Source organism: Sphingomonas phoenicis, assembly GCF_047238005.1.
Lineage (GTDB): Bacteria > Pseudomonadota > Alphaproteobacteria > Sphingomonadales > Sphingomonadaceae > Sphingomonas.
Genome location: NZ_JBDFMC010000002.1, coordinates 183,177 through 194,975, shown reverse-complemented (window position 1 = coordinate 194,975; position 11,799 = coordinate 183,177). Strand labels below are relative to the sequence as shown.

Here is an 11,799-nt window from a genome sequence, read left to right as displayed (position 1 = left end):
TCGCTGTATAGCGCCGGCAACGATGATGCAAAGCCACTCCCCCTGGAACGGCCGGCCGCTCGTGCTCGTCGGGCTGATGGGTGTGGGCAAGTCGACGGTCGGCCGCCGCCTGGCGGCCCGGCTGGAGCTGCCGTTCGTCGATGCCGATCACGAGATCGAATCGGCGGCGGGCATGACGATCGCGGAGATATTCGACCGGTTCGGCGAACCCTATTTCCGCGATGGCGAGCGGCGGGTGATCGGCCGGCTGATCGACGGCGTGCCCAAGGTGATCGCCACCGGCGGCGGCGCGTTCGTCAACGACGAGACGCGCGCGCTGATCCTCGACCAGTCGACCGCGATCTGGCTGAATGCGCATCCCGACATCCTTGCCGAGCGGGTACGGCGCCGGGACACCCGCCCGCTGCTGCGGGGCAAGGACCCGCGCCAGGTACTGGCCGATCTCGCCGCCAAGCGCGATCCGCTCTACGCCATGGCCCATATCCACGTTTCCAGCCAGCGGGGCCCGCACGAGGCAACGGTGAATGCGATAATGAAGGCGATCGGACGATGAAGGTGACCGTGGCGCTGGGCGATCGAAGCTATCCGATCTTCATCGAGTCGGGACTGCTGGCTCGCGCCGGCGAACATCTCGGCCCGCTGGCGCGCGGGCGGCCGATGGCGATCGTGACCGACGAGAATGTCCGACCCCACCTCGCCACGTTGCAGGACGCACTGACCCGCGCGGACATCGCGAGCGAGGCGCTGGTGCTGCCCCCGGGCGAGGCGACGAAAAGCTGGGAGCGGCTGGCCGAGGTTTGCGACTGGCTGTTGCGCCGCGGCGTCGAGCGTGGTGACCACGTCGTCGCGCTGGGCGGCGGGGTGATCGGCGACCTGGTGGGTTTCGCCTGTGCCATCCTGAAGCGTGGCTGCGGCTTCGTGCAAATTCCGACGACGCTGCTGGCGCAGGTTGATTCGTCGGTCGGCGGCAAGACCGCGATCAACACACCGGCGGGCAAGAACCTGATCGGTGCCTTCCACCAGCCGGCCCTCGTCCTCATCGATCCGGCCGTCCTCGATACCCTGCCGCCGCGCGAGTTGGCCGCCGGCTATGCCGAAGTCGTCAAGTACGGGCTGATCGACGATGCCGCCTTCTTCGCGTGGTGCGAAGCGAACGGACCCGTCCTGCTGGGCGGCGACGTGGATGCGCGTGTCCATGCCATCGCTCATTCGGTCGCCGCGAAGGCGCGCATCGTCGCCGCCGACGAGCATGAAACGAATGGTACCCGCGCGCTCCTGAACCTGGGCCACACCTTCGGCCATGCTCTGGAGGCGGAGGCAGGTTTCGACGGCAGCCTGATCCACGGCGAGGGCGTGGCGGCGGGCATCGCCTTGGCGTTCCGCTTCTCCGCAGCGCGCGGCCTGTGCACGGCGGCGGATGCCGCGCGCGTCGCGGCGCACTTCCGCGCGATCGGGCTTCCCGACGGTCTCGCCGCGGCCGGGACCGAAGCGAGCGGCGCACGTTTGGTCGAGCACATGCGGCACGACAAGAAGATGGCGGCGGGCACCCTGCCCTTCCTGCTCGCGCGGGGGATCGGGCAGACCTATCTCGATCGATCGGTGGATCTGGCCGATGTCGAACGCTTCCTCGACGCGGACGCACGCCCGTGCCCAACGGCGTAGACAAGCGCGATCTGCCGACCAAGGTCTGCCCGGCCTGCGGACGGCCGTTCGCATGGCGGAAGAAATGGGCGCGCGACTGGGAACAGGTCGTATACTGCTCGGACAGCTGTCGCAGGCGACGCTGACGCCGCCTATTCGTCGCTCGACAACGGGATCGCCGTGGCGGCGAGCGACCAGCCCGGGACAGCGCGGCGGCCGCTACGATGCCGCCATTTCTGCACCAGAATGGAACATAGCCGCAAAGAAGTTCCCAAAGACTGAGTCTTTTATGAACTTTCGTCCGCTCTGCACATTTGGCGGACAGCGATTGTCGCAATGGCGACATCGTTTTTCGAATAGGGAGTTATGTATGCGTCTGAAGACCCTCGCTCTTGCCGCGTCCGCCATGTGCGCGATGCCGGCCGTTGCCGATGCAGCGATCTTCCCGTCGCTGGGTGGCGGCACGGGACCTTTTCTCGAGCTTAGCTCCGCAGGCCTGGCAGGCGGCAGCGTCGCCACGCTTACCGGCGGCGAGGTGTACAACAGCGATATGCCGTTCGCCGATCTTCCGGCCGGTTCGGTGTTCGGCAACAACTTCCTCGCGGTGGGCCCCACCGCCGGTCAGCCGGCCCTGCTCGCCTTCACCAGCCCGCTGACCTATCTCAGCTTCCTGTGGGGTTCGCCCGACACGTATAACGTGCTGACCGTGAATACGAACTTGAACAGCTACGAGTATACCGCGAACGGCCTGGGCTTCCCGACCACCGACGGCAACCAGAACGTGTCGCAGTACGTCCAGTTCGCCACCTCGGCGGGCGAGACGATCACCAGCCTGTCGTTCTCCAACTCGGTGCCGATGGATGCGTTCGAGACCGCGAACTACAGCGTCACCGCCGTTCCGGAACCCGCCACGTGGGCGATGATGATGGTCGGCTTCGGCATGGTGGGCGCCGCCGCCCGCTATCGCCGCCGCAGCACGATCGCCGCGATCGCCTGATCGACGTCGCTATTGTACAGGAGAGGCGCCCCGACCAGACGGTCGGGGCGCCCTTTTTGCGTCAGCCGCGCAAGCGCCAGGCGAGCCACAGCCAGCCGCCGATCATCAGCGCGCCGCCGACCGGGGTCACCGCCCCCAGCCACCGCGGCGCACCGACGGCCATGGCGTAGAGCGTGATCGCGAAGATCGCCCCGCCCGCGACGAAAAGCCACGCCGGGCCGCGCGCCTCCAGCCGGAGCGCGACGAGCGCGGCAACGGCGTGGATCAGCTGATATTGTCCACCGGTACGCAGCCACTCGGCCGGCTGGCCAGCCACGCCATGCGCGCCGAACGCACCGGCAGCGACCGCAACGGCACCGGACAAGGCGGCCAGCATTCCCAATATCATCTCGGGTCGTTCCCCCATGGAAAGCGCTGCGCCGTCTCGGTTCGCGCCGCGCGGATATCGCCGGCCTCGACCTGGATGCGCAGCCGCTCCTTGTCGCGGGCGCGGTACATGTCCTCCGCCCGGTCGATATCGCTCGCGGCGATGCCGAGGCCGCGCATCGCGAGGCGAGCCATCTTGACCGCGGATTCCAGCACCTCGCGCACGACATAGTCCGCGGGGCCGTTCTTCAGCTTGATCAGGGAACGCCGGTCATAGGCGCGAACGTAGATCGCAGCCTTGGGAAAGGCCTCGTGCACGCCCTCGACCATTGCCGGTTCGATCTGGTCGCCGTCGATGCAGAACAGGATCAGCTCGGCATCGGCAGCCCCCGCCTGTCGCAACAGGTCGAGGCGGGTGCCGTCGCCGTAATAGACCTTGGCACCGAATTCGCCTGCGATATCGATCATCTCGATATCGCGGTCGATCAGCGTCACCGGTATGTCCTGCGTCAGCAGCATCTGGCCGACCGTCTGGCCGAAACGGCCATAGCCGACGATGATGGCGTTGGCACCATCGGCGGTCGGTCCGTCGCGCTCACCGCCCTTGACGATCGGTTCCGCCCGGAACCGGCGAGTGGCGCTCATCAGGAACGGCGTCGTCGCCATCGAAAGGGTGATGATCGCACCGAACAGGCTGGCGGCGTCGGGCGCGATCAGGAATCCCGATTGCGCCTGCGCGAACAGGACGAAACCGAACTCGCCGCCCTGGCTCAGCAACAGGCCGAGCGCGAGCGCGCTCCGCCACGTCATCCGGAACGCCAGCCCGATCAGGAAGATGACCAGCGCCTTGGTCGCAATCAGCGCGATGGCCATGCCGGCGACGAAGAACGGCCGCTCGGCGATCGCGTTCAGGTCGAGCATCATGCCGATCGCGAGGAAGAAGAGGCCGAGGAGGATCGACCGGAACGGCTCGACATCCGCCTCCAGTTCGTGCCGGTAGGGACTGTCGGCCAGCATCACCCCCGCGATGAAGGCACCGAGCGCGGTCGACAGTCCAAGCAATTCCATGACGGCGGCGCTGGCGATCACGGTGAACAGCCCGGCGAACACGAACATCTCGCGCTCGCCCAGATTGCCGATCAGCCTGAATAGCGGCCGCAGGAGGAAGCGGCCGGCCAGCACCAGCCCGACGACCGCCGCCACCGTTTCCAGCGCCAACACCCAGCCGGGCGAACCACCGGCATCGGCGGGGTTGCGGCTCATCGCGGCGATGATCGTGATGAGGGGCACGATCGACAGGTCCTGGAACAGCAGTATGGCGAACGTCCGCTCGCCGAACGGCGTCCGCATCCGGCCGGAGGACTGCAGCATCGGCAGCACCTGCGCGGTCGACGACAGCCCGAGCGGGAGGCCAAGCGCCAGGGCGGCGGCCGGCGAGAAACCGGCGAGCAGAACGATCCCGGTGATCGCCAGCCCGCAGGCGACGACCTGGATCAGCCCGACGCCGAAGATCTCCTGCTTCATCCGCCATAGGCGCGTGGGGTTCAATTCCAGCCCGACGATGAAGAGGAGCAGGGTGATGCCAAGTTCGGCGATGCCCATCTTCGCTTCGGCATCGCCAACCAGCCCCAGGACATGCGGCCCGACGACCGCGCCCGCGACCAGATAGCCCAGCGTCGCACCCAGGCCGAGCCGCCGGAACAGGAGCACGAACGCCAGCCCCATGCCCAGCAGGACCGCCCCGTCGCGCAGCAGCGAGAATTCTCCGGCCTCGTGCATCAGCCGGTCGCCCGATCCGCGGTGGCCGCGATCGCCGCGGCCTCCGCCGCCGCCTCGAACGCGAGCCGGATCGAGGCGTGGCGGGCGGTATGGGGCAGCGCCGGCGCAAAGATCGCGACGCCGGGCCAGTCGGGTGCCTCCCCCTGCCCCGCCGCCAGCCAATCCGACAATGCATCGCGCGCCGCGGCCAGTTCGGCCGGCGTACGGCCCACGATCCCGGCGGCCAGTAGCGACGACGACGCCTGGCCCAGGGCGCATGCGCGGACGAGCAGACCCACCGCCGCGACCCGACCGTCAGGACCGAGATCGACGTCGACGGTCACCCGGCTGCCACAGATCGGCGACCGGCGCTCGCTGCTCCCCATCGGCGCGACCAGCCGTTCGTGATGCGGGATCGTCGCAGCGAGCCGCAGGATATCGGTGTTGTAGAGGGTGCCGCTCATGATTCGCTGCCCGTCGCGTTCGCGGCGGGATCCGACAGCGGGCGCGCGCCGAACACCGGCAATCCGCGCCGGCGCCGGTCGACGAAATCGGCGATGCCGGCACTGGTCGCGTTCAGGAGTGGGTAGGTGCGGCTCTTGACCATCCAGGCGGGGCGTCGCGCCGGCCCGCCACCGACCGTATCGATCACCAGCGCGGTCAGCAGGAAAACCAGACTGGCCAGGATCAGCCCCTTCAGCGCGCCGAAGCCGAAACCCAGCGCACGGTCGACCGGGCCCAGCACCGAGGTCCGCGTGCGCCGGCCGATCGCGTTCGCCACCAGCTTGCCGCCGATATAGGTCACGCCGGCCAGCAGGGCGAAGGCGAGGACGGCGGCGCCGGAAACGGTGCCGACGACGCCCGTCAGTGCCTGCGCGACGGGAATGTGGAACAGCTTCAGCGCGGCGACGATCGCGATCCACGCGAAGAGCGACAGCACCTCCGTCACGAACCCGCGTACCGCGCCCATGACCGCGGCACCGGCAACGGCGAGAAGGACGATCACGTCGAGCGAGGTCAGGGCCATGCCCGCCTTAAGACCGGCACCGGCCCGCGAAGTCGAGAGAGAATTTCAGCGGGCGGATGAAGATCGCCGACGCTCAACGGCCCAGCATGTGATCGACGAACTGGCCCAGCGTCCGGAAGCCGGTCAGCCGCAGCGGTCCATCGTCCCTCGCCATCGCACCGGGCACCAGCGCCCGTTCGAACCCCAGCTTGCCCGCTTCCTTCAGCCGCAACGGTCCGTGCGCCACCGGCCGGATCTCACCCGACAGGGCGACTTCGCCGAACGCCACCGATTCCGCCGCGACCGGTCGCTCCGACAACGCCGACACCAATGCCGCGGCCACGGCCAGATCGGCGGCGGGATCCTGCACCTTGTAGCCGCCGGCGATGTTCAGATAGACTTCGCACGACGAGAAAGAGAGGCCGCAGCGCGCCTCCAGCACCGCCAGGATCATCGCCAGCCGTCCGGAATCCCACCCCACCACCGATCGTCGCGGTGTCGCGCCGCTCGCGAGCCGGACGACCAGCGCCTGGATCTCGACGAGCACCGGCCGCGTCCCCTCCAGCGCGGGAAACACCGTCGCGCCCGTCACGCCCTCCTCGCGGTGGGTAAGGAACAGTGCGGAGGGATTGGCGACCTCCGACAGCCCCTCGGTCTGCATCGAGAAGACGCCGATCTCGTCCGTGCCGCCGAACCGGTTCTTGATCGCCCGCAGGATGCGGTACTGGTGCGATCGCTCTCCCTCGAACGCCAGCACGGTATCGACCATGTGCTCCAGCACCCGCGGGCCGGCGATGCTGCCGTCCTTGGTGACATGGCCGACCAGTACCAGTGCGGTGCCGCGTTCCTTGGCGAAACGGATCAACTCCTGCGACGAGGCACGGACCTGGCTGACCGTGCCCGGCGCACCCTCGATCAGGTCGGAATGCATCGTCTGGATCGAATCGATCACCAGCAGCGCCGGCGGCGGACCGGCCGACAGGGTGGTCAGGATGTCGCGGGTAGAGGTCGCCGCAGCCAGTTGCACCGGAGCGTTCCCAAGCCCCAGCCGTCGTGCCCGCAACCGGACCTGATCCGCCGCCTCCTCGCCCGAGACATAGGCGACGGTGCGCCCGGCACTGGCCAGCCGCGCCGCCGCCTGGAGCAACAGGGTCGACTTGCCGATCCCGGGATCGCCGCCGATCAGCGTCGCCGATCCTTCGACGAAGCCGCCGCCCAGTGCGCGGTCGAACTCGGCGATCCCCGTCGCCATCCGCGCCGGCAGCGTCACCTCCGCATCCAGCGAGGTCAGCACGATCGACCGGCCACCGCCGTGCAGATTATGCTTCGCCGCGAACGGAGTGACGACCGCCCCGGCCTCCTCCACCAGCGTGTTCCACTCAGCGCAGTCGCCGCACTGGCCCTGCCAGCGCGACGCCACCGACCCGCATGCCTGACACACATATCGCTTCTGCGGCTTTGCCATGGCTCGCGATGTAGCGGAACGGGACGGGAACACAACACCCGGCGGCGGCCCATGGCGATGTGCAATAAATCGGTCACAAACGGGTGATGCGGCTGGCGCTCGGCGATGTGCGCGGGTATCGCCCCCGGCCCATGCAGGTCAACGATACCCCGACGGCCACGGACCTGCGCGTCGCCCTGTTCAGCGGCAACTACAATTATGTTCGCGACGGGGCCAATCAGGCGCTGAACCTGCTGGTGGCGCACCTGATGTCGCGGGGGGTGACGGTGCGGGTCTATTCACCCACGGTCGCACGGCCCGCGTTCCCGGCGACAGGCGATCTGGTCGACGTGCCGGCACTGCCGCTGCCGCTGGGACGGGACGAGTACCGGATGGCGCGTGGCTTGCCGGGCAGGATACGGCGCGACCTGGCGGCGTTCTCGCCCAACATCGTCCATGTCTCGGCGCCCGAACTGCTCGGCCACCGCGCGCTGAGCTGGGGCCGGCGGCACGGCATCGCCACCGTCGCCTCGCTCCATACCCGATTTGAGACCTATCCGCGCTATTACGGCATGAAGTTCCTCGAACGGCCGGTCGAACGGCTGCTGACGCGATTCTACAACCGGTCGGACGAGGTGCTGGTCCCCACCCCCGGCATGGCCGCGATCCTGCGCGGATGGGGCGTGACGACGTCGATCGATATCTGGTCGCGCGGGGTGAACCACGACCGGTTCTCGCCCGACCGCCGCGATCCGGCGTGGCGGCGCGAACTGGGAATCGGCGACCGCGATGTCGCAATCGGCTTCCTCGGCAGGCTGGTGAAGGAGAAGGGGCTTGACGTCTTCGCGCAGGTCGCGGCCGCGCTGACCGCGCGGGGCGTGCCGCACAAGATCCTGGTGATCGGCGACGGCCCGGCGCGCGACTGGTTCGCCACCCAGGTTCCCGATGCGGTGTTCGCCGGCTTCCAGCGCGGCGCTGCGCTGGGCCAGGCCGTCGCCTCGATGGACGTGTTCTTCAACCCATCCGTCACCGAAACGTTCGGCAACGTGACGCTGGAGGCAATGGCCGCGGGCGTGCCGGTGGTCGCCGCCCGCGCCACCGGCGCGATCGATCTGGTCGAGGAAGGGGTTACCGGGTTCCTCGTGCCGCCGCGCGATGCCAGCGCCTATGCCGATGCGATCGGCCGGATCGTCGGCGAGCCTTGCCTGCGGGACAAGCTTGGCGCAGCGGGGCATGCGCGGGCGGCGCAATACCGGTGGGACAGCGTGAACCAGGCGGTGCTGGATGCTTACCTGACGCTCCTCGCTCGCCGCAGCACGCCTGCGTCAATCGCGACCGGGTAAAGCCGGGCAGCCGGACCTATCCCTCCTGCCAGTCGAACGTCAGCGGCGCCTCTCGAAACGCGAAGCGATCGAGATGGCTCGCCACCACGTCGCGCATCCGCGCGCTGTCCTCGCCATCGGGTACGGACAGCACGACGTCCAGCGTCTCGCTTTCGGCGCGCATCGCCAGCCGCGCACCGTTTGGGAAGTCGATCGTTCCCTCCTCCGCGGTGAACGCGACCGTCATCTTGTGGCCCCAGTGCTTGGCGAGTTGCTGGAGATAGCGGCTGGCCGACCCCGTCGGCACCCGTGCGACCGACACGTTCACCGCAGCCGCTCGATCTTCTGTGCGACCTCGTCGATCAATGCGACGACATCGTGGAGCGTCTGTTCCGAAAACTCGCCGCGCCCCAGGCGATCGGCAAGCGCCACCTTCAGATTGCCCATCGCCCGGCGGATGGGCGCTCCGTCGGTTCGTTCGCGGTGCTCGCCCAGGGATCGCAGGCGCGCCATGAGCGCGTCCACCAGTTCGGCCTGCTCGGCGAGTTGCGCACGTCCGGTATCGGTGACGGCGAACCGCTTCTTGGCGCCTTCCGACTGCTGCTCGTCGATCAGCCCCATCTCGTCGAGCAGGGTCAGCGTCGGATAGACGATGCCGGGACTGGGAGCATAGGCACCGGCCGTCATCGCCTCGATCTCGCGGATGAGGTCGTATCCGTGACGAGGCTCGTCGGCGATCAGGCGCAGCAACACCAGCCGCAACTCGCCGCCATCGAACATGCGACCGCGCCGTCCGCCGCCGCCATGGCGGCCCTCGCCGGTGAACGGCCCGCGCGCCCAGCGGCCGCCACCGCCCATCGACCCGCAGCGGCGATCCCGATGATCGTGATGATGATGGAAGAACATAACCGGTCCCTAACACGTTTCGATGCAACTAAGATATATCGCAACAATCCAGCGTCAAGAGTGTCGGTGATATATCTTTGCAACTGCCGCACGCCTTACGTCCGTCTCACCTTCGCGGGTGACGTCTGCCCCTCTCCGCCCTACATTCCGGTGCATGGCCGACCTGTTCGCCGGGTTCGAACCCCCGACATCTTCCGAAACGCCGGCCGATGCGCCGCTCGCCGACCGGCTGAGGCCGCGCTCGCTCGCCGAGGTCGTGGGGCAGGATCACCTGACCGGGCCCGACGGTGCGATCGGACGGATGGTGTCGGCAGGTCGGTTGTCGTCGATGATCCTCTGGGGACCGCCCGGTACCGGAAAGACCACCATCGCCCGCCTTCTCGCCGACGCGGTAGGCCTTCGGTTCGCCAGCATCTCGGCGGTCTTTTCGGGTGTGGCCGACCTGAAGCGCGTCTTTGCCGAGGCGAAGGATCATGGCCGCGTCGGCAAGAAGACCCTGTTGTTCGTCGACGAGATCCATCGCTTCAATCGGGCGCAGCAGGACGGCTTCCTGCCATTCGTCGAGGATGGGACGGTCGTCCTGGTCGGCGCGACGACCGAGAACCCCTCGTTCGAGCTGAATGCCGCGCTGTTGAGCCGGGCGCAGGTCCTGGTACTTCACCGCCTCGGTCCGGCCGCACTGGACCAGCTGTTGCAGCGGGCGGAGGCCGCGACGGACACACCGCTGCCGCTGGACGCGGACGCCCGCACCGCACTGATCGCCAGTGCCGATGGCGACGGCAGGTTCCTCCTCAACCAGGCGGAAACCTTGTTCGCGATCCGGCTGCCGGCCCCGCTCGATCCCGCGGCGTTATCGACGCTGCTCCAGCGGCGGGTGGCGGTCTATGACAAGGATCGCGAGGGGCATTACGGCCTGATCTCGGCATTGCATAAGTCGATTCGCGGCTCCGATCCGCAGGCGGCACTCTACTATCTGGCGCGGATGCTGGTCGCCGGCGAGGAGCCGCTCTACGTGCTGCGCCGGCTGACGCGGGCCGCGGTGGAGGACATCGGCCTCGCCGATCCGCAGGCGCTGGTTCAGTGCATCGCCGCCAAGAACACCTACGACTTCCTCGGCAGTCCGGAAGGGGAGCTGGCGATCGTTCAGGCCTGCCTGTACCTCGCCACCGCGCCCAAATCGAACGCCAGCTATCTTGCGCAGAAGGCGGCATGGCGGACGGCGAAGGAAGGCGGATCGCTCAGCCCGCCGAAGTCGATCCTCGGCGCACCGACCCGGCTGATGCGGGATCTGGGCTACGGCAAGGGCTATCGCTACGACCATGACGAGGACGGGGCGTTCTCCGGTGCCGACTACTGGCCCGAGGAATTGCCGCCCCAACGCTTCTACGAGCCGAGCGAGCGCGGGTTCGAGAAGCGCATCGCGGAGCGGATGGCGCATTGGGACGCGTTGCGGGACGAGCACTCATAGCCACCCCGACCCACTTCTCGCATTTTGTCGCCATCGACTGGTCGGGGCAGGCGGTGGAACGGCCGAAGGGCATCGCCGTCGCCCGGGCCGGGATCGGAGCCGAGGCGCCGGTGTTGCTGCAGCCCGGCCAAGGCTGGTCGCGGTCTGCCGTACTCGGCTGGCTGCTGGATCACGCGGCGGCACGCACCGACATGCTGGTCGGCATGGACCTGTCTTTCGGTCTGCCCTTCGAAGACCGAGGCTCCTTCTTTCCGGGTTGGCCCGAGTCGCCGCCGACTGCCAAGGAGCTGTGGCGGTTGATAGACGACGCCTGCATCGACGATCCGCATCTGGGGGTCGGCAGCTTCCTGAATCGACCCACGACCGCGCGGTACTTTCGCCATCAACGCGCCGAGGGCGATCTGTTCGGTGGCGGCACCGGGCGGCTGCGTCGCTGCGAGCGTCGCATGCGCGATCTGTCGGCTCTCCGTCCGTCGAGCTGCTTCAATCTGGTCGGCGCGGGTCAGGTCGGCAAGGCGAGCCTGACCGGCATGCGCATCCTCGACCGCCTGCGAGATGTCATTCCCGTATGGCCGTTCGATCCCTTGCCACCATCCGGGCCGGTGATCGTCGAAATCTATACCACGATCGCCGCACGCGCCGCCGGGCTTCGTCCGGGCCGCAGCAAGATCCGCGACGCTGCCGCTCTGGACCATGCCCTGGCGCGACTGGGTACCGCGCCCCATGCGTCGCTCAACCGCTATGACGATCACGCTACCGATGCGATCGTCAGCGCGGCGTGGCTGCGCCGGCATGCGGAGGACCCGACGCTATGGCATCCACCCGGCCTCGACGCGGTGGCCGACACGGAGGGCTGGACCTTCGGCGTCACCTGACGCATGGGGCGCCGGT

At 68.2% G+C, this 11,799-nt stretch carries 14 protein-coding genes; 7 read left to right on the top strand and 7 right to left on the bottom strand.

Annotated features, from left to right (window positions below):
• Positions 1 to 22 precede the first annotated feature (22 nt).
• The 4 genes from ABC319_RS01660 to ABC319_RS01645 all read left to right on the top strand — a co-directional run bounded on the left by ABC319_RS01660 (position 23) and on the right by ABC319_RS01645 (position 2,638).
• On the top strand, positions 23 to 553 hold the full coding sequence (locus ABC319_RS01660) for a shikimate kinase (protein ID WP_413068562.1): 531 nt from the start codon (positions 23 to 25) through the stop codon (positions 551 to 553).
• Positions 550 to 1,662, top strand: coding sequence for a 3-dehydroquinate synthase (gene aroB / locus ABC319_RS01655; RefSeq protein ID WP_413068561.1), 1,113 nt, complete (start codon positions 550 to 552; stop codon positions 1,660 to 1,662). The genes ABC319_RS01660 and aroB overlap by 4 nt, the downstream gene beginning before the upstream one ends.
• The gene (locus ABC319_RS01650) at positions 1,647 to 1,787 is read left to right on the top strand and encodes a DUF2256 domain-containing protein (RefSeq protein WP_413068560.1); all 141 of its coding nucleotides are present in this window, start codon (positions 1,647 to 1,649) and stop codon (positions 1,785 to 1,787) included. The genes aroB and ABC319_RS01650 overlap by 16 nt, the downstream gene beginning before the upstream one ends.
• A gap of 224 nt (positions 1,788 to 2,011) precedes the next feature.
• On the top strand, positions 2,012 to 2,638 hold the full coding sequence (locus tag ABC319_RS01645) for a PEPxxWA-CTERM sorting domain-containing protein (RefSeq protein WP_413068559.1): 627 nt from the start codon (positions 2,012 to 2,014) through the stop codon (positions 2,636 to 2,638).
• A gap of 61 nt (positions 2,639 to 2,699) precedes the next feature.
• Here the strand turns inward: ABC319_RS01645 and ABC319_RS01640 are convergent, their stop codons facing one another.
• The 5 genes from ABC319_RS01640 to radA form a co-directional block, all read right to left on the bottom strand.
• A complete protein-coding gene (locus ABC319_RS01640) occupies positions 2,700 to 3,026 on the bottom strand; it encodes a DUF423 domain-containing protein (protein WP_413068558.1) in 327 nt (108 codons plus the stop codon).
• Positions 3,023 to 4,783 (bottom strand): cation:proton antiporter domain-containing protein, encoded by a 1,761-nt coding sequence (locus tag ABC319_RS01635; protein ID WP_413068557.1) that lies wholly within the window; start codon positions 4,781 to 4,783, stop codon positions 3,023 to 3,025. Before ABC319_RS01635 ends, ABC319_RS01640 begins: the two co-directional genes overlap by 4 nt.
• Positions 4,783 to 5,226, bottom strand: coding sequence for an iron-sulfur cluster assembly scaffold protein (locus ABC319_RS01630; protein WP_413068556.1), 444 nt, complete (start codon positions 5,224 to 5,226; stop codon positions 4,783 to 4,785). Before ABC319_RS01630 ends, ABC319_RS01635 begins: the two co-directional genes overlap by 1 nt.
• The gene (locus ABC319_RS01625) at positions 5,223 to 5,789 is read right to left on the bottom strand and encodes a CvpA family protein (protein ID WP_413068555.1); all 567 of its coding nucleotides are present in this window, start codon (positions 5,787 to 5,789) and stop codon (positions 5,223 to 5,225) included. Before ABC319_RS01625 ends, ABC319_RS01630 begins: the two co-directional genes overlap by 4 nt.
• A gap of 73 nt (positions 5,790 to 5,862) precedes the next feature.
• Positions 5,863 to 7,233, bottom strand: a complete 1,371-nt coding sequence (gene radA, locus ABC319_RS01620; protein WP_413068554.1) for a DNA repair protein RadA — start codon at positions 7,231 to 7,233, stop codon at positions 5,863 to 5,865.
• Between the two features lie 131 nt (positions 7,234 to 7,364).
• On the opposite strand from radA, the gene ABC319_RS01615 reads away from it, so the two are divergent.
• A complete protein-coding gene (locus tag ABC319_RS01615; RefSeq protein WP_413071583.1) occupies positions 7,365 to 8,555 on the top strand; it encodes a glycosyltransferase family 4 protein in 1,191 nt (396 codons plus the stop codon).
• A 16-nt stretch (positions 8,556 to 8,571) separates the two neighbouring features.
• On the opposite strand, the gene ABC319_RS01610 is transcribed toward ABC319_RS01615, so the two are convergent.
• Positions 8,572 to 8,862 (bottom strand): DUF2218 domain-containing protein, encoded by a 291-nt coding sequence (locus tag ABC319_RS01610; RefSeq protein WP_413068553.1) that lies wholly within the window; start codon positions 8,860 to 8,862, stop codon positions 8,572 to 8,574.
• Positions 8,859 to 9,440: a PadR family transcriptional regulator gene (locus ABC319_RS01605; protein WP_413068552.1), complete on the bottom strand. Its 582-nt coding sequence runs from the start codon at positions 9,438 to 9,440 to the stop codon at positions 8,859 to 8,861. Before ABC319_RS01605 ends, ABC319_RS01610 begins: the two co-directional genes overlap by 4 nt.
• A 154-nt stretch (positions 9,441 to 9,594) precedes the next feature.
• Between ABC319_RS01605 and ABC319_RS01600 the strand changes: the two genes are divergently transcribed.
• Both ABC319_RS01600 and ABC319_RS01595 read left to right on the top strand, forming a co-directional pair.
• Positions 9,595 to 10,908: a replication-associated recombination protein A gene (locus ABC319_RS01600; RefSeq protein ID WP_413068551.1), complete on the top strand. Its 1,314-nt coding sequence runs from the start codon at positions 9,595 to 9,597 to the stop codon at positions 10,906 to 10,908.
• 53 nt (positions 10,909 to 10,961) lie between these two features.
• Positions 10,962 to 11,783 (top strand): hypothetical protein, encoded by an 822-nt coding sequence (locus ABC319_RS01595; protein WP_413068550.1) that lies wholly within the window; start codon positions 10,962 to 10,964, stop codon positions 11,781 to 11,783.
• The last annotated feature ends 16 nt before the right edge of the window (positions 11,784 to 11,799 follow it).

Excerpts from the sequence above, each read along its gene's own strand:
- ABC319_RS01635 (WP_413068557.1), bottom strand. The coding sequence starts at position 4,783 with ATGCACGAGGCCGGAGAATTCTCGCTGCTGCGCGACGGGGCGGTCCTG.
- ABC319_RS01630 (WP_413068556.1), bottom strand. The coding sequence starts at position 5,226 with ATGAGCGGCACCCTCTACAACACCGATATCCTGCGGCTCGCTGCGACG.
- aroB (WP_413068561.1), top strand. The coding sequence starts at position 550 with ATGAAGGTGACCGTGGCGCTGGGCGATCGAAGCTATCCGATCTTCATC.
- radA (WP_413068554.1), bottom strand. The coding sequence starts at position 7,233 with ATGGCAAAGCCGCAGAAGCGATATGTGTGTCAGGCATGCGGGTCGGTG.
- ABC319_RS01605 (WP_413068552.1), bottom strand. The coding sequence starts at position 9,440 with ATGTTCTTCCATCATCATCACGATCATCGGGATCGCCGCTGCGGGTCG.
- ABC319_RS01600 (WP_413068551.1), top strand. The coding sequence starts at position 9,595 with ATGGCCGACCTGTTCGCCGGGTTCGAACCCCCGACATCTTCCGAAACG.
- ABC319_RS01615 (WP_413071583.1), top strand. The coding sequence starts at position 7,365 with ATGCAGGTCAACGATACCCCGACGGCCACGGACCTGCGCGTCGCCCTG.
- ABC319_RS01660 (WP_413068562.1), top strand. The coding sequence starts at position 23 with ATGATGCAAAGCCACTCCCCCTGGAACGGCCGGCCGCTCGTGCTCGTC.
- ABC319_RS01625 (WP_413068555.1), bottom strand. The coding sequence starts at position 5,789 with ATGGCCCTGACCTCGCTCGACGTGATCGTCCTTCTCGCCGTTGCCGGT.
- ABC319_RS01645 (WP_413068559.1), top strand. The coding sequence starts at position 2,012 with ATGCGTCTGAAGACCCTCGCTCTTGCCGCGTCCGCCATGTGCGCGATG.
- ABC319_RS01640 (WP_413068558.1), bottom strand. The coding sequence starts at position 3,026 with ATGATATTGGGAATGCTGGCCGCCTTGTCCGGTGCCGTTGCGGTCGCT.